Here is a 23355-nt window from a genome sequence, read left to right on the forward strand (position 1 = left end):
TCACTTTTGCTTTCCGAACCTTCTCTTCCAGGGTTTCTCGGATGAAGCTCTCTTGGCTCCTTTTCTCACACGCTGTCCGACACGTTCGCGGTCAAGGGTATATTGCTCGAATCCGGGAATAATGACCCTGACCACCGGAACACCCACACTCCTGCGGGAAAGGTTGACAACAATAGCGCTGTCCGTGACCTTGCGCAGTTCATCCAGTACGACCTCGATGTTCCCGGCAGGAGTTGACCTGGAGAGATCATTAAGTTCAGCGGTGGTGATGGTGTCTGCATCCTCATACCAGAACCCGTTCATTCTCTTCATGCGCTCATAGCCGATCTGCCTGACAAAGGACTCTCTGTCAGTGTCCTCACGGGCACCGTGTATCTGTACGACCCTTGACTGTGCTGCCTCGGTGATGGCCCTTCTTATTGCGATCTCAGGTCTCAGGTGGGAACCTGCACCCATCACAAGCAGGGCAGGGTCCTTAAGATCAAGATCATCCGTTGCTGCCACAACAGATGTTATGCCTGTGTCATGCGGAAGATGCCATAGCTTGAGCTGTATCCCGTTGGATTCGAATTTTTTGAGCAGCTCATAATTGGTACCGTCATCTTCGGAAAGGATTATCTGCTTACCCGGGTTCCTGTTGAACTCGGCAATGCTCAGTGCATCCCTTTCGATAACCTCGAGCAGGCCGTGGAGTATCGCTTCCTCGATAACATTGCCGGAAGCGAGTCCGTTGGTGTTGCTCCTGAAAAGCTTTGCAGACATTCCGGGAGAATCATAAGGATGATATACGGCATTAGAAGGAACAAAGACCTCCTTCTCACGTAGAAGGTCCCAGCCCTGCGTCCATTCGACCAGACTTTCAGGAGATAGAGATTCAGCCAGGAGAAGGATGTGGGGATCGACAAGCTCATGCTTCCCGGAGGCTTTCCCGACCGACTCAATGAACTCTTCTGCAGCCACACCCTCAGTTATATCAGCATTTACACCCACACGCTCTGCAAGGCATCTCTCAAAGCTCTCCATCATGGCTGAGATCCTTGCCTGGCCTTCGGTAGCTCCTTTACCGGAATATATAGAGATAGCACCTTCGGACGCTGTTGGTCTTATGGCAGAGAACACCGGGATCCCGATGCGGTCCAGGTCGGTGATACTGGCTATCCTTGTGACACCTATCTCTTCCAGATGAGGTTTTGTGTTACCAAGGGTCGTCTCCTCATCAAAGACACGCTGAGTACCATCCATGTACTGTAATGATCGATCGATTGGGATGTGGGACATGTTTATCGGAAGTCCTTTGCAACTTATAACCCTTACGACAAACTTGAGAACATGGTGAACAGAAACACATATATAATATAACAACGTAAATATGCGTTTAAGTCCTTTAATAGGACTTGATTTTTAAGACGTAAATTGAAGAGACAGGAGGTAACAGATGATGAGAAATATCACGAAAAAAAGTGATAGATATAGCAGGCGTGAAGAAGACGGGACATACCATTCAGTAATAAGTGGCCACACCACTGAAAAACTGGACGCTGAGGAGATGGAACTTTACAATTTTATCCTCGGTGGAATGCTGGCAAAATAAAACCTGCAAAACATATTTTTAGATATCTTGCGTAAGGAAATCCATGTATGACATTCATTCCGTACGCAAAGATTTTCCCGTCCTTGATGAAGTGATCTATCTGGACAACGGCGCAACAACCCAGACGCCTGTTCCGGCAGTCAATGCCATGAACGATTACTTCTTCAAATACGCAGCAAATCATGGCAGAGGAGCCCACAGGCTCGCCCGCCAGACCACTGATAACTACGAGGATGCCAGGGACAGGATCGCAGAATTTCTGAACACCTCCCCTGAGAACACAGTCCTGACCAAAAATGCAAGCGAGAGCATAAACATGGTGGCCCTCGGACTAAAATGGAAAGCAGGAGACCATGTTGTCACAACCCTTGTCGAGCATCACTCAAACCTGCTCCCATGGATGAGATTAAGGGAAAGGGGTGTGGAGGTCACAATCGTCGGATCAGACAGGGAAGGGTGCGTGGACCCCCGGGAAGTGGATGATGCGATCACAGACAGGACCAGGCTTGTCTCTGTCAATCACGTTTCCAATGTATTTGGATCAATAAGGGACGTTGAAAAGATCACACAGCTCGCACAGAAGAGAGGGGCAATGGTCCTTGTGGACGGATCACAATCTGCAGGACACATGGCCGTTGACGTCAAAAAGATCGGATGCGACTTCTTTGCCACACCCGGACACAAGGGGTTGCTCGGTCCGCAGGGTACAGGTGTCCTGTGTATCAAAGAGCCTGATGTGCTCGAACCCATCTACATTGGCGGAGGCACCGTCCATGCAGTAACCACAGAAAGCTATGAGCTTGAACCTTCTCCTTCAAAGTTCGAAGCGGGCACACCGAACATACCGGGAGTCATAGGCCTTGGCAGAGCTGTTGAGTACGTTCAGGAGATCGGTGTGGAGAATATCGAAAAGCACGAGAAGGAACTGGCAGCGTATGCGACAAAGCGTCTTGGAGAGATAGAAGGCGTGGATGTCTATGGCCCGAAGGACAGGGCAGGCGTGGTCCCGTTCAATGTGGAAGGCATGAACCCGCATGACGTTGCCATGATACTGGACGAGACCAGGAAGATCTGTGTCCGCAGCGGGTACCACTGCGCCATGCCATCCGTGGACATGCTCGGAGTTGAAGGTACTGTAAGGGCATCATTTGCACTCTACAATACAGAGGATGAAGTAGACTCACTTGCAGAGGGTGTCGAGCAGATCACAATGCTCGCATGAGCTATTATAACACCTTATTGCTCAGGGATGGCACCGATTGCCCCATCGAATGGAAGAGAAACAGTGAAGGTACTTCCCTCACCTTCTTTACTCTCGACCCGTACATAGCCACCATGCATTTCTGTATATTTCTTTACAATAACAAGACCAAGACCGTTACCTCCAACTTTCCTGCAGATAGACGAATCGACCTGGTAAAAAGGCTGGAACAATTTCTCCTGATTCTCCGGAGAAATTCCAATTCCGCGGTCCTTTACAGAGATATGCATAAAGTTCTCAGACATATTCCCATCGATCGATACCGTTCCGCCGTTATCGCTGAATTTGATGGCATTGCTCACAAGGTTGTAAATGATCGGCTTGAACTTTATCTGATCTGCTTTTATAGGAGCTTCAATGTCAATATAGGATCTAAGGTCAATTCCTTTCTCAGATGCGATCGGTCCCATCATTGTTTCGACTTCATTGATAGCATCGAACACCATGAATTCATCAACATGAAGTTCCATCTTACCGGCTTCGATCTTTGATACAGATAATATGTAGTTGATGAGACATACGTCCATGGAGAACAAACACTGGATAATTAGAAAAAAGAGAAAGAAGTGACAATGGAAATTATTCCATCATCAGTTTTGTGAGGCTTGCCCTTGCATCTGCGATCTCATCGAGTGTCAGGGAGATCTCAAAGCCATTACCTTTGATATCCAGAACATTCCCGCCAACAGTACCGATCACAGCAGAAGGGATATCGCCGAGCATCTCAAGGACCTTATCTTTCTCAGAGGTTACAAGGATAGCCCTTGCGTGGGATTCTGAGAAAAGGAGGTCATCTGCTCTCAGGCTTTCACCTACACCTGAAAGGTCGATGCTTGCACCGACATTTTTGCACATCTCAGGAAGAGCTGCTGCAAGTCCGCCGGCAGAGACGTCATGGGCTGCTACGATCTTGCCGCTTCTTATGACGTTGATAAGGGTCTCAACGGTCTTCGGGGCGTTCTCACGTACCTTTGGAACATTACCGTTCTTCCGGAGTCCTTTTATGTTGTAGTATTCGGAACCGCCCAGTTCATCAAAGGTCTCACCCACAAGGATGACGATGTTCCCTTCGCCTTCAAAGAAGGAAGCAGGAACTGTCTCAAGGTCACCTGTTATACCAATAAGGCCGATGGATGGTGTCGGGACGATAGCCGTACCGTACTCACCACTCTCGTTGTAGAGGGAAACATTACCTCCGACAACCGGAATGGAAAGGTCCCTTGCAGCATCGCCAAGACCGAGGATGGCATGCTTGAACTGCCAGTAGATGTCAGGTTTCTCAGGGTTACCGAAGTTGAGACAGTCAACAAGGGCGATACCTTCCGCACCTTTTACAGCAAGGTTCATGCTGTTCTCAATGAGGGTTCCCTTTCCACCCTCGTAAGGGTCAAGGAGAGTGTGCCTCGGGTTGCAGCCACAGGAAAGGGCAAGACCCTTGCCGTCTGCAATACGGAGAACACCTGCATCCGCACCTGGCTTCTCCACGGTACGGACCTGGACCTCATGGTCGTACTGCCTGTAGATCCATTCCTTTGATGCGATGTTATGAGATGAAAGAATGTCGATAACTGCCTGCTTGATATCAGCTGGAAGTTCAGGCTTCTCGCCGATGTCACGCTCGGCAGGAGCTGTTGAAGGACGCTCAAAGGTCGGTGCACCTTCTGTCAGGAGCTTGACAGGCATATCCGCGACGACCTCGCCCTCGAACTCAACGGTGTAATAGAGACGCTCTGTGAGCTCTCCGATCATGCTTGCATTGAGGTCATACTTCTCTGCGATGGCAAGGACCGTGTCCACGTTCTCAGGTGCGACCTCGAAGAGGATACGTTCCTGGGACTCGGAGATCATGATCTCATAAGGGGTCATTCCGGATTCACGGAGGATGACCTTGTCAGCCATCAGGCGCATTCCGAGGTTTCCTTTGGATGCCATCTCGGAACTGGCACCTGCAAGACCTGCTGCTCCAAGGTCCCTGCATGAGAGGACATAACCGGTATCTATCGCCTCAAGGGTTGCCTCGATAAGGAGCTTCTCGGTGAAAGGATCGCCGATCTGGATGCTTGGCCTGTCCTCTGCTTCTGCTTCTTCGGAGAGGTCACGGGAAGCGAACGATGCACCGCCAAGACCGTCACGGCCGGTGGTGGAACCCATAAGGACGAGCTTGTTGCCTGCCTTCTGTGCACAGGCAGTCACGATGTTCTCCTCGCGGGCAAGGCCCACGCAGACAACGTTCACAAGAGGATTTCCGCTGTAGGTCTCGTCAAAGTATGCCTCACCCCTGACGACAGGGACACCGATACAGTTACCGTATCCTGCAATACCTTCCACGATGTGCTCGAAGAGGTAGAGGTTCTTAGGGGTGTCCAGCGGACCGAAATAGAGAGGATCCATCAGTGCGATCGGTCTTGCACCCATGGAGATGATATCACGCACAATCCCCCCTACACCTGTTGCGGAGCCGTTGTAAGGGTCCACGTATGAAGGATGGTTGTGGCTCTCCATACCGATGGCAAGTACCCAGCCATCACCGAAGCGGATGATAGCAGCGTCGTCACCGGGACCGATGATCACGCGGTCACCAACAGTGGTAAATGTCTTGAGCAAAGGAGCACTGGAACGGTAGGAGCAATGCTCACTCCAAAGGTTCAAAAAGCATCCCTGTTCAACAAGGTTTGGTTCTCTGCCCATCTCTTCTGTTATGATCTTCAGGTCATTTTCCGGTAACATTTGTGCGCCTCATAATATAAGGAGTATGAATTCAGGCTTAAATAAACCATAGATTAGATAAAGATTTCCAACGGTGAGAACTTGTTCAGTGTTCATTGAACATTACCCTGTCACCAACGGAGAGGTCCGAACGGGAAACAGCGCCTGCGGGAAGCTCTATGATATACTTTACCTTTTTACCTGAGTCACCGGTGCCGATCCAGGGACGAAGATAAGTGGTCTTAACGATCCGTTTATCCCCATCAAGGAAAAGGACGTCCAGAGGAAAAGGAACAAAGAGCATGTGTAATGAGACCTTTTTCACTGACGATAATATAAAGATCATAGCATAGCTATCCGGAACAGAGCTCCTGAACATCAGGCCTTTTGCCTGGCTGAACACGCTTCTTGCGTATTCAACATCCGATGCGATGATATCACCATTAGATTTTAATAACATAGTTGATTACATATAATATCTGTTTATAATCTATATAAATTGTATACAGGCGAGTAAATAATCGGAGGAAATACCAGAAGATGAGTTCAGAAATGTGCCCGGTTTGCGGTTTGCCATCAGAGCTGTGTATCTGTGAAGAAGTGGCAAAAGAGCAACAGCGAATTACAGTGAAAGTGAACAAACGAAGATACGGTAAAGAAGTTACAGTTGTGGAAGGTTTCGATGCTAATGAGATCGACCTGCATGAGCTATCCACATACCTTAAATCAAAGTTCGCATGTGGCGGAACTGTAAAAGGAAGTTCCGTTGAACTGCAGGGCAACCACCTCGGACGCATGAAGGAAGTTCTCGTCCAGAAAGGTTTCTCTCCGGAACAGATCAAAGACTGATCAATGGTATGCACTTTGTATATCAACAATTCATATAAGTTTTCGAACATAGAACATGGCCCTGCAAGATCGCCATGTTCCTTTTTTTGAATTTAACAGCACCTGCAACAGGGTGCGGACACATCTGCCCGGCTCGAAAGTGCCTGCGAAAAAAACATATAGGACGAAAAAAGGAAATCATATTTATGAAACCTACCTGCGAGATTATGGTACAGAAAGTATTGCCCGCCATACGTGCCGAGCTTGCACGTTCCATGATGATGGACCATGGATGTACACAACAGCAAGTTGCAGACATATTAGGCCTTTCGAGAGCAGCCGTGTCGCAGTACGTAAGTGAAAAACGAGGAGCAGAGGTTGGATTCTCCGAAGAGACCGAAGAAGAGATCCGAAAATTCGCCACCCAGCTGGTGAACGATTCCTCTGACAGGGTCCTGACCGAAGGGATGTGCAATGTATGCAAGTTCGTCCAGCGTTCCGGATGGCTGTACAAGAACGTGCCCGGAGCGGAATACTGCATCCTTTGTAAAAGCGATGAGGAAGATTGAGCAAGAGCCTTTGTATCAAATGTAAGGGGAAAGGACTTTGCGGGCGACCATTATGTCCGATCCTTGAAAAGTTCAGGTCGACCGAGAGTACAACAGCCTCCCTGTCTAAAGACGGTTCTATTTTTGGCGCATCGCCCCCTGCTGTTTTTGTGGGAAGGTACGGCTACCCTCAGGTCAGGGCCGGACCCATGATACCTCCGCAGGTCGAAGCGAAGGACGCAATGGCCCTTGAGGATCCGAAACAATGGCTTTCCATGGATATCCAGGATGTGATATCCGCCCGCTGCCAGCTTGTCAGGGCAAACAGCACCATCGACGTAAAAGATGCGATGAGGCCGGACAAACTGCTGGAAAGATCGCAGGAACTGGCACTCTCGAAGTCACCGGTGGACACCGAGGCCTGGTTCACAAAACCCCTGCAGCAGAAACTGAAGTTCGACAGTGTCCTGACACCAATGGGACCATCCGGGACTGTAAAGGACTTTGATATAGCTGAGAACCCGAAGGTCCCGAAGAAGGTAGATTACCTGGCGTATGATACCGATGCCCTTGCAAAGGATGTCGTTTGCGAGCTTTTCAGGAGCGACATACCTGCCGAGCACATAACCAGACTGCTTTCCATCGGCCTTCTGGGGCAGCAGCGCAAACTTGTACCCACACGATGGGCCATCACAGCGACCGATGACATGGCCGGGAAGGATATCATCGATCGCGTCAGGGACATGCCGCTGGTAAGTGAGATATCCGTTTTCAGCGGCGGATGTTTCGGGAACTATTTTGAGATAATGCTGGTTCCGAGAGTGTTCTCATACGAACTCCTGGAGATATGGATGAAGCGTTCTGTCTGGTCCGGAGGATCCTCCTGGATAGGACAGGACATGGAGGACATCAACGGGAAGAAAGGATACTCCAACCTTGCAGGAGGGTACTATGCAGCGCGTATCGCAGCCCTTGAGTACCTTGAGGATATCGGAAGGCAGGCATCGGTATTCATGATCAGGGAGATTACGCCCGAATACTGGGCACCGCTGGGGGTATGGGTGGTCAGGGAAGCCGCCCGGAACGCAATGGCATCCGTCCCCCGTACCTTTGAGACCATAGAGGAAGCGCTGGATGATATGGCAACACGCATACGTACACCTGCACCGGAATGGAAAGCGAAGACTAAGATGCTTTCAGACCTCCGTTTCCAGAGAACGCTGGACTCTTTTTTGTGAGCATTCCGCAAGACATTAAAACGTTATGAGACAATTGGACATTATGTCCGAGAACAAAGACAATATGTCACCACAGGAACTGGCAGATTTCCTGCTTAACGAAGTACGTCTGCTCTGCAGGGAAAGCCAGCATGAACAGGCCCTGGAAGTTGTGGAGCAGGCTATCAAGCACGCCCCAAACCCCACACAGGCATGGATCATCAAGGGACAGATCCTTTTCGGACTTCACCTCTATGATGAAGCCATCAAAGCTTCCGAAGAGGCACTTAAGTACGGAGATAATGCAGAGGTTCTAAAACTCAAAGGCAATGTGCTTGCTACAAAGGGAGATCTTGAAGGTGCACTTGATACATTCAATGAACTTGAAGAGATCGCACCGGAGGATCCCGATACCTACTTCCTGAAGGGAAGTATCTTCGCGGAGATGGGAAAGGAAGAAGAAGCAATTGCAAACCTCGAACATGCAATAGAAATAAGACCCGATATGGGACATGCATGGTACAACAAGGCAATGGTGTTGTTCAACATGGAGAGATACGGTGCAGCCATCAAGGCACTGAACTCTGCCATAGAACACATGGAAGATGCAACAGAGCCCATATTCATAAAAGGAATGGCACACCGCCGGCTCGGGCAATCAAAGGAGGCACTGGAATGTTTCCTAACGGCCGCTGAGATGTGGGAGATGAGAGCACTTGTCACCAATAGCCAGAGCGTATATCTTGAAGCCCTGAACGCAATAGAGAATGCCATCGAGCTTGATGTTGCAAATATCGAGCTGTGGAGAAAGAGAGGAAAGCTCCTCTATAAGCTCGGGCACAGGGAAGATGCAAGGAACATACTGACAAATGCCGCTGAACTCTGCGTGCAGGAAGATAACATCGTCGGAGCACTGGGAACATACGAGCTCCTGCTTGAACTTGAACCCGATAACGATGAAGCAAGAAAGGCAAGGGAGGAGATAAGCTCCCTTCATAAAAAAAATGAACATTGATACATTTATCAAATATGGGACCTTAACGGCGTGAAGAGTTAACATCAGGAAGAGGAATATGATAGAACTATTCAATCCAATTGTAATATTGCTGGTACTTGCCGGCCTTTACATGGCATGGAACATCGGTGCCAATGACCTTGCAAATGCTATGGGAACATCGGTGGGCAGCGGTGCGCTCTCACTCAAACAGGTTATTATCGTAGCCGGTATCTTCGAATTCATCGGAGCTGTTTTCTTCGGGAAGAGGGTCACTTCCACCATTGCAAAAGGGATCGTACCTATTGACACCATAAAAGCTATTGATCCGAACCTTGTGGCCATTGGAATGCTTGCTGCGATCCTTGCAGCCGGATTCTGGATCACGTTCGCCACATTCTACAACCTCCCGGTATCGACAACACATTCGATCGTCGGGGCTGTACTTGGATTTGGGATCGTAGCCGTATACCAGAACATTATATTGCTCTCTGATATTAAGTGGGCAGTACTGACAAAGATCGTCGGCAGCTGGCTTGTCTCCCCGGTACTTGGGGCCATAATTGCATACCTTATATTCTCGATAATTCGCGTGACCCTGTTGCAAAAGACGGACAATCCATATCATATAGAGAAGAAGTTCGTTTTCCTGCAGATAGGAACCGCATGTTACATTGCATTCGCACACGGATCGAACGATGTGGCAAATGCTGTGGGACCGCTCTATGCAGGCCTGAACGCACTTAACTTTGCGGAAGCGGTAGTGCCTCTGTGGGTCCTCATCGTGGGAGGTATCGGGATGGTCATCGGACTTGCAACATGGGGATACCGTGTGATCGAGACCATTGGTACAAAGATCACCGAACTTACACCTACCAGAGGTTTCTCGGCTGAATTCGCAACCGCATCTGTAGTCGTTCTTCACAGCTACAGTTCCCTGCCCATCTCCACCACACACACCCTCGTGGGCTCTGTGATCGGTGTCGGACTCGCAGGGGGTCTTGCTGCTGTGGACCTTAGTGTTATAGGAAAGATCGTTATGTCATGGATCATCACTGTGCCTGTTGCAGCACTAACATCGGCACTTATATTCGTGGCATTGTTGGGGGTTGGACTATGAAGAAAATGGAATACATACGTTCTGTACTTGACGTGTTCGCAAGATCACCGTTCAAGCCACTTTACCTGCACGCATCCAAGGGAGTGGAAACCGTAAAGATACTTGACCAGGCTGTAAATGCATACTGCACGAACCAACCGCTGGTTGATGAGCTGAGCCTTCAGATCGACAACATCGAGCATGAAGCGGATATCATCAAGCAAACCATCAGGACACAGCTTTCTTCCTCGATCATGCTGCCCGTAAAGGCAGAGGACCTGCTCAATTTCCTCAAACCACAGGACTCCATCGCAGACGTTGCACAGGAAGCAGCGTTCATGATGACACTGAGACCCTGTGATATGCCGGAATCCATCCGGACAAAGATCTGTGAGCTCTCAGCCCTCACCCTTGAAACCGTAGTAAAATATGAAGAGCTTGTGGACTCCCTGAGCGAGATCCTGGAGACATCTTTTAGCAAGCGCGAAGTAAACGAGTCCCTGCAACTTGTCCCCACCATCGAGGAGATGGAACACAGGGTGGATCTCATCGAGAAGGACCTGCTCAAAGAGATATATGCTCATGAAGCTGAACTGGGACCGGTAGGAGTACTCCACCTGAACCAGCTTGTGCGCACCATTGCAGATGTCGCAGATAAGGCAGAGCATGCCGCAGACAGGCTCAGGACAATGATCCTCAGACGGTGATCAGTGAAGATTACCGTCCTCGTTCAATACTTTTAACAATTCGATGACAGAGTAAGCAGCCCGGGTCACACCCATGCTGCGCCTGTCAGTATCCGTTCCTGCAATGTAGAGGTTCTTAACAGGGGAGCGGATATCGGCAAATTTACCATCAAGGGTCACAGCCCCTTTTTCAGGTACAAGGATCTGGTCGTGGTTCATCTCCACACGATCCTCTATGGAAGGAATGGCCCTGTAGATGGTCTCATATGCATTCCTGATACCTTTCCTTTCGTCCTCTTCCTCGTCAAGGAAGAAAGCAAATCCAACAAGCTGCTTGCCCTTGGGAGCAAGGGACGCATCATAGTTGCTGATAGGCATTGCCCAGTAAGGCGTATCCTTGAACCAGATCTCAGAACCTATGTAGTTGAACTCATCCATTACCCTGTCAAGACCGAGCCAGACAGTGAGACTTTTACTGTGCACGATACCATCCAGAAGTTCGAGGTATGAGGATGGAAGATCGTCCACGACAGATGGTAAAGATGATGCGAATCCTGTGTAGACCACGAGGTCACATTCATAGATAGTGTCCGCTTCAACACCGTATACCCTGCCGTCCTTTGTGAGTATGCGATCCACATTGCATCCGGTCCTGATCTCCACAGAAGGAGGAAGCGAATACAGAACTGCATTGAGCAGGGATTTCAGGCCTTTGCGGGGATATCCCTGAGAGATATGGACCTTGTTGCTGGCAAGTCTTCCAAGACTGGAGAAATTGTTTATCCTTGAATGAAGGGACGTGTGCAGGCTCGAAGGTAACACGGACTGGAGGATGGACTCCGGGCGGGGTCCCTTCTCTTCCCTGATGAACTCCTCGAACTGCGCCTGTGTTACGCTGTCCCTGACGAAACTGCTGCCAGCAAGTACCCTCTGGGCAGAGGTCTCATGCATGGACCTTCCTGAAAGGAAATATGAGATGGCATCCGCGAACTCGTAGGTCTCCTTTGAGAGGTTTGAAGGCAGGGATTCATAGACAGACTGCTTTGACAGATCAACGCCAAAAGAGGAGAGCGTCAGGGATTTTGTGATGGACTGCGTAATAGCAAGACGGTCAAGCCTGGGGAACACATCGAACGTGACAAAGTCCTTGATCGTGGAAGGGACCTTCAGGAAACGGTTCTCGGTCCTCACATAATAGTGACCATAGTTCTCAAAGACCGGCTGGTAATCGAAATAGTTATCCAGAAGGCGCCTGAGCGGACCTTCTGCAAGATGGGTAATCGCATGGGGACCGGTATCCACCTGATAGCCATCCACCATGTAGCTGTTGCAGTTTCCCCCCACACCATGCATTTTTTCAAGCACCAGCACCTTCTTGCCATGCTTGGATAAAGTAAGTGCGGTCAGCAGCCCGCTTATGCCGGCCCCGACCACGATGACATCATATTTTTGCATTTACTCCTCGAAGATCTCTGGAACGAGACGGCGTGCTACCTCTTCATATGCCTTTGAGAGGTCACCCTTGTCGAACCTGAATATATCCTTGTCCATGGACTCTCCGGTCTCGACGTCCCATAATCTGCAGGTGTCACATGAGATCTCATCTGCAAGCACGATCTCACCGTCAACCCTTCCGAACTCCAGCTTGAAGTCTGGAAGCAGGAAGCCGTTGCTCTCGAAGTAGCTCTTGAGGATCTCATTGATCTTCAGTGCCATGCTGCGTATGTAATCGATCTCCTCACGGGTTGCAATTCCCATCGCAACTGCGATATCATCGTTGATCATAGGATCGCCGAACTCATCGCTCTTGTAATCGAAGACAAGGACCGGTTCCTTGAAAACTGTACCCTCTTCTATCGGATACTTGCGGGTGATAGAACCTGCTGCGATGTTCCTTGGAATTACTTCGATGAGAACGATCTCCACTTTCTTCACGAGCATCTCTGTATCGGAAACCATGCCAAGATAGTGGGTCTTGATGCCTTCTTCCTCAAGCATCTCGAAGATCTTCCTTGAGATCTGGGCATTGTAGTAACCTTTCTTTGCGGCCTCACTCTTCTTCTTACCGTCAAAAGCGGTGAGACTATCCCTGAACTCTGAAATAAGCTCGTTGGGGTTATCGGTCTTGTAAATGGTCTTAGCCTTGCCTGAGTAAAGTTGTTCCGTTTTCATGAAACTCATCTCCGGATTTTACCTACCATATAGGGATCATGGATATAAATACATGTGCTATGTGTACTTTTTCTGACAGAAACACAAATTAAATAACAAAAACAACACATAATTTTATTACCATTTATGTCAATTACCCCTCAGGTGAAAATATGGAACAGGAACTTATGAGAATAGGTGTGTCCCTTCCGGACAACCTCCTGACTAAATTCGATTCAATAATAGAGCGCAGGGGATACTCTTCACGCTCAGAGGGCATCAGGGATTCTATCCGCAACTATATAAACCAGTATGAATGGATGAGCGACATAAAGGGCCAGCGTGTCGGCACCATCACTCTAATCTATGACCATACGAAAAGGGGCCTTTCCAATGCCATTGCGGATATTCAGCATGATTATTCAGACCTCATAAAATCATCGGTCCACATACACCTCGATCACGACAACTGCCTTGAAGTGGTAATATTCGACGGTGAGGGAGAGCTGGTAAAAGAGATGGATGAAAGGCTCATGGCACTGAAAGGTGTCAAATATGTAAAGCTCAACACAGCACCTCCGGCAGAAAAGATCTGAAGGTCTTTTCACTCTTTTTCAGATAACATAACATTTTAGATAACGTAACAACAAGTAACACTATCCCGGAATCATAGATATCAGAAAGAGGGGATGTCGGGGGACAGATAATATCCCCCGAAAGGTCATAAAATGACGAAATGAAAGAACGTTTTTCTCGTACGACAACACTACCATATGATACAGCAGTATTGGTCGTACGCTGACCTCACTATACAACAATACTATATTAACTTGGCGAACGATTTGAAGAAGTTATCACCATTATGATAATGATAGATAACCCCGGAGAATTTCCAGTCAGCATCACAAAGACCGTTAAAGGCAGGTGAACCATCCAGAAGGCCACCTGCCGGGCACGCCCTGTGCGCCCATACCACCGGGGCCGTACTACCACCACACGACCCCTGATCTAGTTCCGTACCACCGGAATCAGCGAAATAATAATGTTCCCTGATATATAATAGTAGATTAATAACATATTAACTTTATGAATGATTTTTAGGAGTTATGATGCTCATAATCATCATACAGGAACGCTGCACATCCCCAAATAATTATAAATAATGCAGCCGTCCTAGAAATTATGAAAAGCATCCTTATAACAGGGGGACTGGGACAGGTCGGCAGTTACCTTGTAGACCGATTCCACGAGAGGAACGAAGTTGTTGTCCTGGACAACCATTCATCCACCACAAGGGAAAGTGTGCCTGAAGGTGTGAGAGTGATAAGGGCAGACATCAGGGATGAGGTCTCAGACCTTGTGAAGGATGCAGACATACTCATACACACTGCTGCCCAGATAAGTGTTGCAAGGTCCATGCAGGAACCTCTTTTCGATGCGCAGAACAATGTGTTAGGCACCATCAACCTGCTGGAGGCGGCAAGGGACGCAGATCTTGAGAGGTTCGTCTATTTCAGTTCGGCTGCGGTCTACGGGAACCCTGTGGCAGTGCCCATCAATGAGCAGCAGCAGCAGGATCCGCTCTCACCATATGGTGCCAGCAAGCTGGCAGGTGAGAAATACTGCCTGATGTACAACAGGGCATACGGATTGCCCACGACCTGCATTCGCCCGTTCAATATATACAGCCCCAGACAGGACCCTTCCAATCCTTATTCAGGGGTGATTTCAAAGTTCATGGTGAGGGTACGCAATGGCCAGAACCCACTGGTCTTCGGGGACGGGGAGCAGACAAGGGACTTCATTTCGGTGCATGACATCGTGGACATGGTTGAACTTGTCATTGACAGGAAAGAGGCAGTGGGAGAGGTGTTCAATGCAGCTACCGGAAGGAGCACCACGATCAATGAACTGGCGGAGATCATCATAGACCTGTTCGGGAAGGATGTTGAGATCGAACACGCAGACCCGCTGGCAGGGGACATCAAACACAGCGTTGCGGATATATCCAGGGCAGAGAAGCTGGGATTCCGGCCAGAGGTGGAACTTAAGCAGGGGCTTGAAGAGTTCCTGAAAGTGTGAAAGGGAAATAAGCGGCATAGAGACTTTTAGAATTTACAGGGCCGGGATAAAAGGGTCCATCATCACGTTCCTGAAAGCAAAAAAGCAAAAGCAGAACAGGAAACCATATAGTATTTATGCCTTGCATCGAATAAAATAGTAAAACAATTAAGGATGAGACCAATGGAAGAACTACAGATCAAAGTGGAAAAAGCACATCCAATAGATTTTGGACGTGGAATCATAAGGCTTGATCCGAGCACTTTACTCAGCTTGCAGCTTTCCCCCGGAGATATCGTGGAGATAGTGGGAAAGAAGACAACAGCTGCAAAGGTCTGGAGAGCAGACAGACAGGACTGGGGACAGGGAATTGGTCGTATCGACGGTTTCACCCGACAGAACGCAGGTACAGGAATAGGAGAGAGGGTCTCTATCAGAAGGGTGGAGGTCACACCCGCGGAGAAGGTGGTCATGGCACCCCCTGAAGGGATATCCATGGAGTTCGGGGCCAACATCCAGGCAATCATCAAACATAATATACTGAAGCACCCGCTGGTCAGGGGAGATGTCATACCCATCACAAGTTCCATGACACAGCCCACACCCGGGAACCAGGCAATACCTCTTGTCGCCATCGAGACAACGCCTGCAGAGGGAATACTTATCATTACTGAGAATACGGAGATCGAGCTGCGGCAGAAGCCGGCAAAGGGCTACGAGGACGCCACCCGCGGTATCGCCTATGAGGATATTGGCGGACTGGGTGACGAGATCCAGAGGGTACGCGAGATGATCGAGCTGCCCCTGAAGCACCATGAGATCTTCCAGAGACTTAACATCGAACCCCCGAAAGGGGTCATACTCTACGGCCCGCCGGGAACCGGAAAGACACTGATCGCAAAGGCGGTGGCCGGCGAATCCAGGGCGAACTTCCTCTACATCGCAGGACCGGAGATCATGGGAAGGTTCTACGGGGAGAGCGAGGAGCGCCTGAGGAAGATATTCGAGGAGGCTGCAGAGAACGCACCTTCCATCATATTCATAGATGAGATAGACTCCATCGCACCAAAGCGTGAGAACGTGACCGGAGAGGTGGAGCGCAGAGTGGTAGCCCAGCTGCTGACACTGATGGACGGCATGGAGGAGAGAGGACAGATCGTGGTGATCGGTGCCACCAACCGCGTGGATTCCATCGATCCCGCACTGCGCCGTCCCGGCAGGTTCGACAGGGAGATCGAGATCGGCGTCCCGGACAGCGATGACCGTCTGGAGATCCTGCAGATCCACACCCGCGGAATGCCCCTTTCAGAGGATATCGATCTCGAGTACCTTGCGGAGCACACCCAGGGATTCGTTGGTGCGGACCTTCTTGCACTGGTGCAGGAAGCTTCCATGCGCTCCTTAAGGAGGATACTCCCGGAGATCAACCTTGAGGAGGACGAGATCCCTGAAGAGGTGCTGGAGAAGCTCATGGTAAAGCCGGAGGACTTCGAGGATGCACTTACGGAAGTGGAACCATCCGCAATGAGAGAGGTGCTGGTGGAGGTCCCATCCATCAGGTGGGATGACGTTGGAGGTCTTGATGAGGCGAAACAGGAGATCATCGAGGCCGTTGAATGGCCACTCAAGCGTCCGGACAGGATCGCAGAGATGGGCATCAAGGCACCAAAGGGAATACTCCTTTACGGCCCTCCGGGAACCGGAAAGACGCTGATCGCACAGGCCGTGGCCAACGAGTCCAATGCGAACTTCATCAGTATCAAGGGACCTCAGATGCTTTCCAAGTTCGTGGGAGAGTCCGAGAAGGCGATCCGCGATACGTTCAAGAAGGCAAGGCAGGTCTCACCATGTATCATCTTCTTCGATGAGATCGACTCCATCGCAACCACCAGGATGGCTGACAGCGAGACGGGAAGGAGCTCACAGCAGGTTGTCAACCAGCTGCTGACCGAACTGGACGGACTGGAAGCACTGAAAGAAGTGGTGGTCATTGCAGCCACCAACCGCCCGGACATGATCGATCCTGCGCTGATGCGATCCGGAAGGTTCGACAGGCTGGTGCTTGTGGGAGGCTCCACCATGGAGGGAAGGGAAAAGATCTTCAGCATACACACACGCAACATCCCGTTGGACCCGGAGATCAGCATCGCGGAGCTTGCAGCAATGACAGAAGGTTATGTGGGTGCGGATATCGAGGCGGTGTGCAGGGAAGCTGTGATGCTTGCACTGCGTGAGAACTTCGAAACGGAGTCTGTGAAGAAGACCCATTTCCTTGCAGCAATGGGCAAGGTCAAACCCACCATCTCGGAGGATATGGCCGAATTCTACGGCAAGATGCAGGAAAAACTCAAAGGCAGCACCCATAAACAAGAAACAAGTTCTTATATGGGATATATGTAAATAATGTGTTAATTACTCAGAGGGAGACGAAAGATGGCAAAAGTGTTTGCAAAGAACCTGTCCAACAAACAGGTAATGGCTACTGACGGAACCGAGCTTGGTGTACTGAACAATATCGTCATGGACGGAAAGACCGGAGAATTGGAAGACCTTATCGTAAAGCCGGATATCGGTCTTGACACTTCCAAGTACCAGAAGGACGGCCAGTATATCGTCATACCTTTTGAGTCAGTTAGCGCGATCAAGGACTACATCGTCGTGGACAAGACCCTGGCAAAGGGCCTCCCATACGACCGTGACTGAGGTCCTTCTTACTTTTTTATTTTGATCTGGCCTTAAGTTAATTTTAAATTTGACTTTAGTTTTAACTTCAGTAGTTTTAGTTCTAACTTCAGTAATTCTAATATTAACTTTAGTTTTAAGATCAGCTTTGAATTCAGCTTTAGCCTGACCTTATTTTTTCCATTTATTCCAGAAGCCCATTGGAGACCGCATATTCGATGGCCTCGAGGGTTCCTTCGCCGAAAGAGGCCTTTGTAATCATGGATGCCGCCTGTCTGGCATCGTCATCGGCATTGCCCACGGCTATGCCAAGGCCTGCCTCACGCATCATCTCGACGTCGTTGCAGGAGTCACCTATTGCCAGGAAATCCTTTGCGTCCATGCCCAGAAGCTCTGCAACGGTGTGAAGGCCTGTTCCCTTGTTGATCTTCCCGTCCTTGATGTGAACGGCATAGCCGGTGTCGATGATCTCCACGTTCATGTTGTTGTCCTCGAGGATCCTTCTCAGTTCGGAGATGTCCATGCCCCTGCGGAGCACGACCTCGGTCTTGCGGTAGGCGGCATCGAGCTTCTCGAGGTCGAAGTAGTTCGAGAGCAGCTCGTAGGCTTCCTCGCATTTCTCCATGCCGTCGGCTATGATGGAAGGACTGTCAAAACCGGTGGATACGACCCCGCCGTTCTCTGCGATCACGATACCGCCGAGGCCAATTAGCTTTGCAGCGGCGTGAACGTAACAGAGGGGGTTGCCTGTGGAAAGGACTACCTGGGCCCTGAGCTCGCGGAATCTTTGCGCGACCCTCAGGTCCAGTGACCTGTCATGATTGGTTATAGTTCCGTCGATATCAACTACAAGGGCTTTGAAGACCATGCAGTCAGATATGACGGAGACCATCTTATAGTTTATCTCAACATTTTTGGGTTAACATCTTAGGTTAACATCCCAGGTTTAATATTCCCCGAGGAGTTACCATCCCTGAGTTAACATTTCCCGGAACTCATCCCGGCTTGCAGCTCAGGCATCCCCGAGACCGTCGGTGGTGATGGACATGATGGCCTCGCCGTCCGGGAGGTTGGGGGAGTCCACAAGCTTGACGATCCTCTTGTCGCCCTTGGACTTCCTGATGTAGAGCCTGAAGGTGGCGGTGTGGCCCAGGATGTGGCCGCCGATGGGTTTTGTGGGGTCACCGAAGAAGGCGTCCGGCTTTGCCATGACCTGGTTGGTGACGACAACGCAGGCGTTGAAAAGGTCACCGAAGCGCTGGATGTCATGAAGGTGCTTGTTGAGCTTCTGCTGCCTGTCGGCAAGTGTTCCCCTGCCGATGTACTCGGCCCTGAAGTGAGCGGTGAGGGAATCCACGATCAGAAGGCGTACGGGCATCTCGGAGTCCTTGAGCTCGTTGGCAAGCTCGGAGGCCGTGTCCACAAGAAGTATCTGGTGATTGGAATTGTAGGCACGGGCCACGTGGATGTTCTTGAGGAACTCCTCGGGATCGTACTCGATGCCGTGCTTCTCGGAAAGACCCCTGACCATCTGTTCGATCCTCTCGGGCCTGAAGGTGTTCTCGGTATCGATGATGACAACAGAACCCCCGAGACCTCCCTGTTCCGGAGGCAGCTGGACGTTCACGGCCAGCTGATGGGCTACCTGCGTCTTACCGCAACCGAACTCACCGTACATCTCGGTGATGGACTGGGTCTCTATACCTCCGCCCATCATCTCATCGAACTCCTGGCACCCGGTGGACAGCTTGCCCACAAGTTTCCTACGCTCAAGCACGATGTCACCGGTCTCGAAACCGCCGATATCCGCAGCCTGTCTGGCCGCATTGATGATCTTCGCAGCAGTTGATTCCCCTATCTCCGCACTGTTGGCGAGTTCCGCAGGGGAAGCCACAGCAATGGCCTCGACCGTGTTAAAGCCGGCGTCCTTCAGTTTCTGCGCCGTTGCCGGCCCCACATGATCAAGATCTTCCAGTAAAACTTCACTCATTTTGATAGCTCCTTAGGTGCACAGTTTTTCTTTCTAGCGTGCACGTTCGTTCTTCTTTATATCTGCTGAGTATTTAAGGATGAGCTAAGCGGTGTGAAAGTAATACACTCGCCATATTCCCAACACGCACACCATCCGGAGAAAGAGAAGATGCCATCTTACTGGCCGGTAACTTACTGAGCAGTAAGATCAGTGATGGATGCAAGCGTAGGGTTAGATGAACGATGACAGGGAACACAACCCCTGCTGGTGGAAATTCTGCAGGTGGATATGACAGAGTACATGTTATCAAAAGTCATCATATTTCTGGAATGTGCCGCCTGCGGCGGGGTAGCTGTTTCCGTTTCTAAAAACACGCATTTCTCATTTTAGTGTTGGATCTGTTATCCGACAGATACAAACACTTATGATACAAAACCCCATTTCAGAGAACAATGGGACGAACAGCGGTAGGAGGGACCTTCGAGTGTCTCCATGACGGACACAAGTACCTGATAAAGAAAGCCTTCGAGACAGCCGGAGACGACATCCTGGACATCGGCCTGACCTCCGACGAGATGGCCGGCCAGAAGAACCGCAACATCCCCGACTACCCCACCCGCGAGAGGAATCTCCTCCATTTCATAAAAGAACTGGCCATCCCCAGATCCCACTACCGTATCCAGAAGCTCACCGACCCCTACGGCACCACCCTGGAAGGTGACTACGATGCCATCGTGGTATCCCCTGAGACCTACCCCGTAGCCCTGAAGATCAACGAGCTTCGCAAAGCTGCCGGGAGAGCGGAGATCAGGATCGTCAGGATAGAGTACGTGATGGCTGATGATGATGTTCCTATTTCTTCCACCCGGATCGTACACGGAGAGATCGATGTACACGGTCATCTGAAGGGAAAGCAAGGTTAACTTTCATTGATGTGGGGCCGAGATACCGCATTGGCCGGAGGAAGTAATCCAACCCCGGGTGTTAACACGAAAAACAGTTGCAGCCTGCTGTATATACACATCCGAAAAATATCCTGCGGGTTCGGGTGATGGCATGTGCAGGGATATCGCGGAGAGGGATGAGCTTGAGCGGACATGAAGTGGGTGGCTTTACATGGGAGGGACAGGGGCAGGCCGGCGGGGAGAAGGGCGGTGAGGAGCAGACCCTGATGATGCGGCAGCCATCGAGGGGGACCATGCCCGGGAAAACGTATCCTGCAAACCGCCAAAAAACGGCACAGAAGGTCTCACAAAAAAATGATAAAAAGCCATATATACTACGCCACTAATTTTTAATGTGGGGGCAGTAGAATGCTTAGGAAATTGCCATTCGTTTTGTTGAGGCTGACAGGGGTACCCTTCCTCTTCAGGGAGGTACTGCAGAAGAATAAGGTGTCGATCATCCTGTTCCATGATATCGATCCCGACATCATAGAGACGTACCTGAGAACGCTGATCCCCAGATACAATTTCATCTCCCTGCAGGATTACATCAGCGCAAGGGAAGCGGGGACCGTTGATGAGCTGCCGCCCAGGTCGATGATCATAACGCTGGATGACGGGCATAAGAGCAACTACGAGCTTAAACCTCTTCTGGAGAAATATAAGGTGCCTGCCACCATCTTCCTCTGCAGCGGCATAGTGGATACCAATCGTCATTTCTGGTGGAAGCATGAGACCGGCGGGGAGTATGGCAGGGAGCATCTGAAGAGTATGCCCAACCAGGAAAAGCTGGAGGTCCTGAAACAGTTCGGTTTTGAGGTGACAAAGGAGTTCGGGGACCGGCAGGCGTTGCTGAAGAGCGAGATCGAGGACATGGAGGACATGGTGGACTTCCAGTCCCATACGGTGTTCCATCCCATCCTGCCCATGTGCACCGACGAGGAAGCGGAGTGGGAGATCGCGCAGTCAAAGAAGGACCTCGAGGAGAAATATGGGTTTTCGATCAACACATTGTCCTATCCCAACGGGGACTACTCGAAGAGGGACATCGAGCTTGCCAGGAAGGCGGGGTATACCTGCGCCATCACCATCGAGCCGGGCTTCAATTCCGCGGACACTGACCTGTTCAGGCTCAAACGCGCTCCCATACGGGATGGTGCCGATGTCAACGAGCTGCTGGTCAAGGCAAGCGGAGTATGGTGGTATCTCAGGAAAATGGTGGGACAGTGACGCCATTGCATGCATACCTCTGGCAACATAGGGCGTGGTCCGTGATTACAGAGGGACACCTTTACTTTTATAGGTTGGATGAATATAAGTGAACACAACCGACTGAAGAAAGCGGGTATATAAGATAGACGCACACAAATTGATAGGGAATAATATGCCATCTACAAAGATACGCCCATTGGAGGAGAACGATTTCCCGGAGCTGGCCCATCTCCTGTACGAAGGACTTGAGATCGCGCCTGACGTATGGGAACGGCGTTTTGAGATGTGGTGGACCGGCAATCCCTGGGCTGACGGGTCCATACCCTACGGATGGGTTGTGGAGGACGAGAGCTCGCAGATCGTTGGCTTCATGGGGAACATCCCGGTGAAATACCAGATCGATGGCAAGGATGGCATTGCCCTGACCGGCACTTCATTATATGTCAGACCCACGGTGCGTGGATTTACCAGCCTCCAGCTGGTACGGGCATTTGAAAAGCAGAAGAACGCCGGCATCCTGATCAACAGCACGGCAAACGATACCGCAGCAACGATATTCCGGAAGTTCGGGTTTACCGAAATGGATGTCCCCTACAACAACCAGGAATACTGGCACATACGGGATTTTGGAAAGATATACGAGATGTATATGCGAACGAGCATCACATCCGGCAGGATGCAGCTTTTAGCGAAGGTCCCACTGATCCCTATCAGGCTTGCCTCGCCGATCGTCAGGTGGATCAGGGACAAAACAACGTTCAGATCACCGCCTGACCATTACGAGTGTTCGCTGTGCAGGGATTGTGATGATTCCTTCACACAACTGTGGGAGAACAACAGGAAAGAGGGTACTACGACCATCTGCAGGGACGCGGATACGCTCAGGTGGCTCTACTTTTCGGATGCCATCGCCGAGAAAAGGAATGTGATCAGGTGCATCGACACCCGAACCGGCGAACTTGCAGGCTATTTCGCAGTCGATGTACCATGCGCAGAGACCGATATCAAGATCATGCATCTCAAGGATGCGTACATCCCGAGGTTCGAAGAAGGCATCGTCCAGTCACTAGTGGAGTTCTCCATCGACCTGGCAAAGACCTATAATGCTGCCGCAATTGCCTTCTGGTCCACCGACCAGCAAATGGATGACGTGCTGAAGAAGCGGGTCATGGTAAAGAGAAGACACAAACACGCATACCTGTACTATTTTACCGACAGGGAAGGGACATCGGACCTGACAGGTCACGACCACGAATTCATTCCCTCACCCATCGATCCTGACAGGGGTATCCTGTAAGGTACAGGCAGAACCGGACTCCGGCAAAAGTGAAGAAGATGATCACAGGAAGATAATCACGTTTTTTAGAGGGACCACAGCCTTCACAGGCGAAGCCATCGTCGCG

At 50.3% G+C, this 23355-nt stretch carries 24 protein-coding genes; 16 read left to right on the forward strand and 8 right to left on the reverse strand.

The window, feature by feature from the left end:
• Positions 1-1278 (reverse strand): YcaO-related McrA-glycine thioamidation protein, encoded by a 1278-nt coding sequence (locus ACR3I3_RS01580; RefSeq protein ID WP_440952827.1) that lies wholly within the window; start codon positions 1276-1278, stop codon positions 1-3.
• 157 nt (positions 1279-1435) lie between these two features.
• Here ACR3I3_RS01580 and ACR3I3_RS01585 point away from each other — a divergent pair, with 157 nt between their 5' ends.
• Both ACR3I3_RS01585 and ACR3I3_RS01590 read left to right on the forward strand, forming a co-directional pair.
• Positions 1436-1591: a hypothetical protein gene (locus tag ACR3I3_RS01585; protein WP_440952828.1), complete on the forward strand. Its 156-nt coding sequence runs from the start codon at positions 1436-1438 to the stop codon at positions 1589-1591.
• A 43-nt stretch (positions 1592-1634) separates the two neighbouring features.
• Positions 1635-2813, forward strand: coding sequence for a cysteine desulfurase (locus tag ACR3I3_RS01590; RefSeq protein WP_440952829.1), 1179 nt, complete (start codon positions 1635-1637; stop codon positions 2811-2813).
• A 14-nt stretch (positions 2814-2827) separates the two neighbouring features.
• Here ACR3I3_RS01590 and ACR3I3_RS01595 read toward each other — a convergent pair whose 3' ends face one another.
• The 3 genes from ACR3I3_RS01595 to ACR3I3_RS01605 all read right to left on the reverse strand — a co-directional run bounded on the left by ACR3I3_RS01595 (position 2828) and on the right by ACR3I3_RS01605 (position 6018).
• Complete coding sequence (locus ACR3I3_RS01595) at positions 2828-3379, reverse strand: sensor histidine kinase (protein WP_440952830.1); 552 nt, start codon at positions 3377-3379, stop codon at positions 2828-2830.
• A gap of 52 nt (positions 3380-3431) precedes the next feature.
• Complete coding sequence (gene purL, locus ACR3I3_RS01600) at positions 3432-5579, reverse strand: phosphoribosylformylglycinamidine synthase subunit PurL (protein ID WP_440952831.1); 2148 nt, start codon at positions 5577-5579, stop codon at positions 3432-3434.
• Between the two features lie 85 nt (positions 5580-5664).
• Positions 5665-6018, reverse strand: coding sequence for a DUF192 domain-containing protein (locus ACR3I3_RS01605; RefSeq protein WP_440952832.1), 354 nt, complete (start codon positions 6016-6018; stop codon positions 5665-5667).
• Between the two features lie 80 nt (positions 6019-6098).
• On the opposite strand from ACR3I3_RS01605, the gene yciH reads away from it, so the two are divergent.
• The 6 genes from yciH to ACR3I3_RS01635 all read left to right on the forward strand — a co-directional run bounded on the left by yciH (position 6099) and on the right by ACR3I3_RS01635 (position 10951).
• A complete protein-coding gene (gene yciH / locus ACR3I3_RS01610) occupies positions 6099-6407 on the forward strand; it encodes a stress response translation initiation inhibitor YciH (RefSeq protein ID WP_440952833.1) in 309 nt (102 codons plus the stop codon).
• Between the two features lie 185 nt (positions 6408-6592).
• Positions 6593-6955, forward strand: coding sequence for a transcriptional regulator (locus ACR3I3_RS01615; RefSeq protein WP_440952834.1), 363 nt, complete (start codon positions 6593-6595; stop codon positions 6953-6955).
• Positions 6952-8172, forward strand: coding sequence for an Nre family DNA repair protein (locus tag ACR3I3_RS01620; protein ID WP_440952835.1), 1221 nt, complete (start codon positions 6952-6954; stop codon positions 8170-8172). Before ACR3I3_RS01615 ends, ACR3I3_RS01620 begins: the two co-directional genes overlap by 4 nt.
• 43 nt (positions 8173-8215) lie before the next feature.
• Positions 8216-9166, forward strand: a complete 951-nt coding sequence (locus tag ACR3I3_RS01625; protein ID WP_440952836.1) for a tetratricopeptide repeat protein — start codon at positions 8216-8218, stop codon at positions 9164-9166.
• 58 nt (positions 9167-9224) lie between these two features.
• On the forward strand, positions 9225-10265 hold the full coding sequence (locus tag ACR3I3_RS01630; RefSeq protein ID WP_440952837.1) for an inorganic phosphate transporter: 1041 nt from the start codon (positions 9225-9227) through the stop codon (positions 10263-10265).
• Positions 10262-10951 (forward strand): TIGR00153 family protein, encoded by a 690-nt coding sequence (locus ACR3I3_RS01635; protein ID WP_440952838.1) that lies wholly within the window; start codon positions 10262-10264, stop codon positions 10949-10951. Before ACR3I3_RS01630 ends, ACR3I3_RS01635 begins: the two co-directional genes overlap by 4 nt.
• Here ACR3I3_RS01635 and ACR3I3_RS01640 read toward each other — a convergent pair whose 3' ends face one another.
• Together ACR3I3_RS01640 and purC are read right to left on the reverse strand one after the other, a co-directional pair.
• Positions 10952-12385 carry a phytoene desaturase family protein gene (locus ACR3I3_RS01640; protein WP_440952839.1) on the reverse strand — a complete coding sequence of 478 codons (1434 nt, stop codon included), beginning with the start codon at positions 12383-12385 and terminating at the stop codon, positions 10952-10954.
• The gene (purC, locus tag ACR3I3_RS01645) at positions 12386-13102 is read right to left on the reverse strand and encodes a phosphoribosylaminoimidazolesuccinocarboxamide synthase (RefSeq protein WP_440952840.1); all 717 of its coding nucleotides are present in this window, start codon (positions 13100-13102) and stop codon (positions 12386-12388) included.
• A 152-nt stretch (positions 13103-13254) separates the two neighbouring features.
• Here purC and nikR point away from each other — a divergent pair, with 152 nt between their 5' ends.
• From nikR to ACR3I3_RS01665, 4 genes are all read left to right on the forward strand, one after another.
• The gene (gene nikR / locus ACR3I3_RS01650) at positions 13255-13677 is read left to right on the forward strand and encodes a nickel-responsive transcriptional regulator NikR (protein ID WP_440952841.1); all 423 of its coding nucleotides are present in this window, start codon (positions 13255-13257) and stop codon (positions 13675-13677) included.
• Positions 13678-14263: 586 nt separating this feature from the next.
• Entirely contained in the window at positions 14264-15163 is a 900-nt protein-coding gene (locus tag ACR3I3_RS01655) for an NAD-dependent epimerase/dehydratase family protein (protein ID WP_440952842.1), read from the forward strand.
• 162 nt (positions 15164-15325) lie between these two features.
• On the forward strand, positions 15326-17542 hold the full coding sequence (locus ACR3I3_RS01660) for a CDC48 family AAA ATPase (protein ID WP_440952843.1): 2217 nt from the start codon (positions 15326-15328) through the stop codon (positions 17540-17542).
• 33 nt (positions 17543-17575) lie between these two features.
• Positions 17576-17845, forward strand: coding sequence for a PRC-barrel domain-containing protein (locus ACR3I3_RS01665; RefSeq protein ID WP_440952844.1), 270 nt, complete (start codon positions 17576-17578; stop codon positions 17843-17845).
• 163 nt (positions 17846-18008) lie between these two features.
• On the opposite strand, the gene ACR3I3_RS01670 is transcribed toward ACR3I3_RS01665, so the two are convergent.
• Both ACR3I3_RS01670 and radA read right to left on the reverse strand, forming a co-directional pair.
• Positions 18009-18692, reverse strand: coding sequence for a phosphoglycolate phosphatase (locus ACR3I3_RS01670; RefSeq protein WP_440952845.1), 684 nt, complete (start codon positions 18690-18692; stop codon positions 18009-18011).
• Between the two features lie 144 nt (positions 18693-18836).
• Positions 18837-19814, reverse strand: a complete 978-nt coding sequence (gene radA, locus ACR3I3_RS01675; RefSeq protein ID WP_440952846.1) for a DNA repair and recombination protein RadA — start codon at positions 19812-19814, stop codon at positions 18837-18839.
• A gap of 434 nt (positions 19815-20248) precedes the next feature.
• Here radA and ACR3I3_RS01680 point away from each other — a divergent pair, with 434 nt between their 5' ends.
• From ACR3I3_RS01680 to ACR3I3_RS01695, 4 genes are all read left to right on the forward strand, one after another.
• A complete protein-coding gene (locus tag ACR3I3_RS01680) occupies positions 20249-20719 on the forward strand; it encodes a phosphopantetheine adenylyltransferase (RefSeq protein ID WP_440952847.1) in 471 nt (156 codons plus the stop codon).
• A gap of 164 nt (positions 20720-20883) precedes the next feature.
• Positions 20884-21087 carry a hypothetical protein gene (locus tag ACR3I3_RS01685; protein ID WP_440952848.1) on the forward strand — a complete coding sequence of 68 codons (204 nt, stop codon included), beginning with the start codon at positions 20884-20886 and terminating at the stop codon, positions 21085-21087.
• Between the two features lie 22 nt (positions 21088-21109).
• A complete protein-coding gene (locus tag ACR3I3_RS01690) occupies positions 21110-21970 on the forward strand; it encodes a polysaccharide deacetylase family protein (RefSeq protein WP_440952849.1) in 861 nt (286 codons plus the stop codon).
• Positions 21971-22124: 154 nt separating this feature from the next.
• On the forward strand, positions 22125-23249 hold the full coding sequence (locus ACR3I3_RS01695) for an N-acetyltransferase family protein (protein ID WP_440952850.1): 1125 nt from the start codon (positions 22125-22127) through the stop codon (positions 23247-23249).
• The last annotated feature ends 106 nt before the right edge of the window (positions 23250-23355 follow it).

This window comes from Methanococcoides mangrovi (assembly GCF_052057775.1).
Taxonomy (GTDB): domain Archaea; phylum Halobacteriota; class Methanosarcinia; order Methanosarcinales; family Methanosarcinaceae; genus Methanococcoides.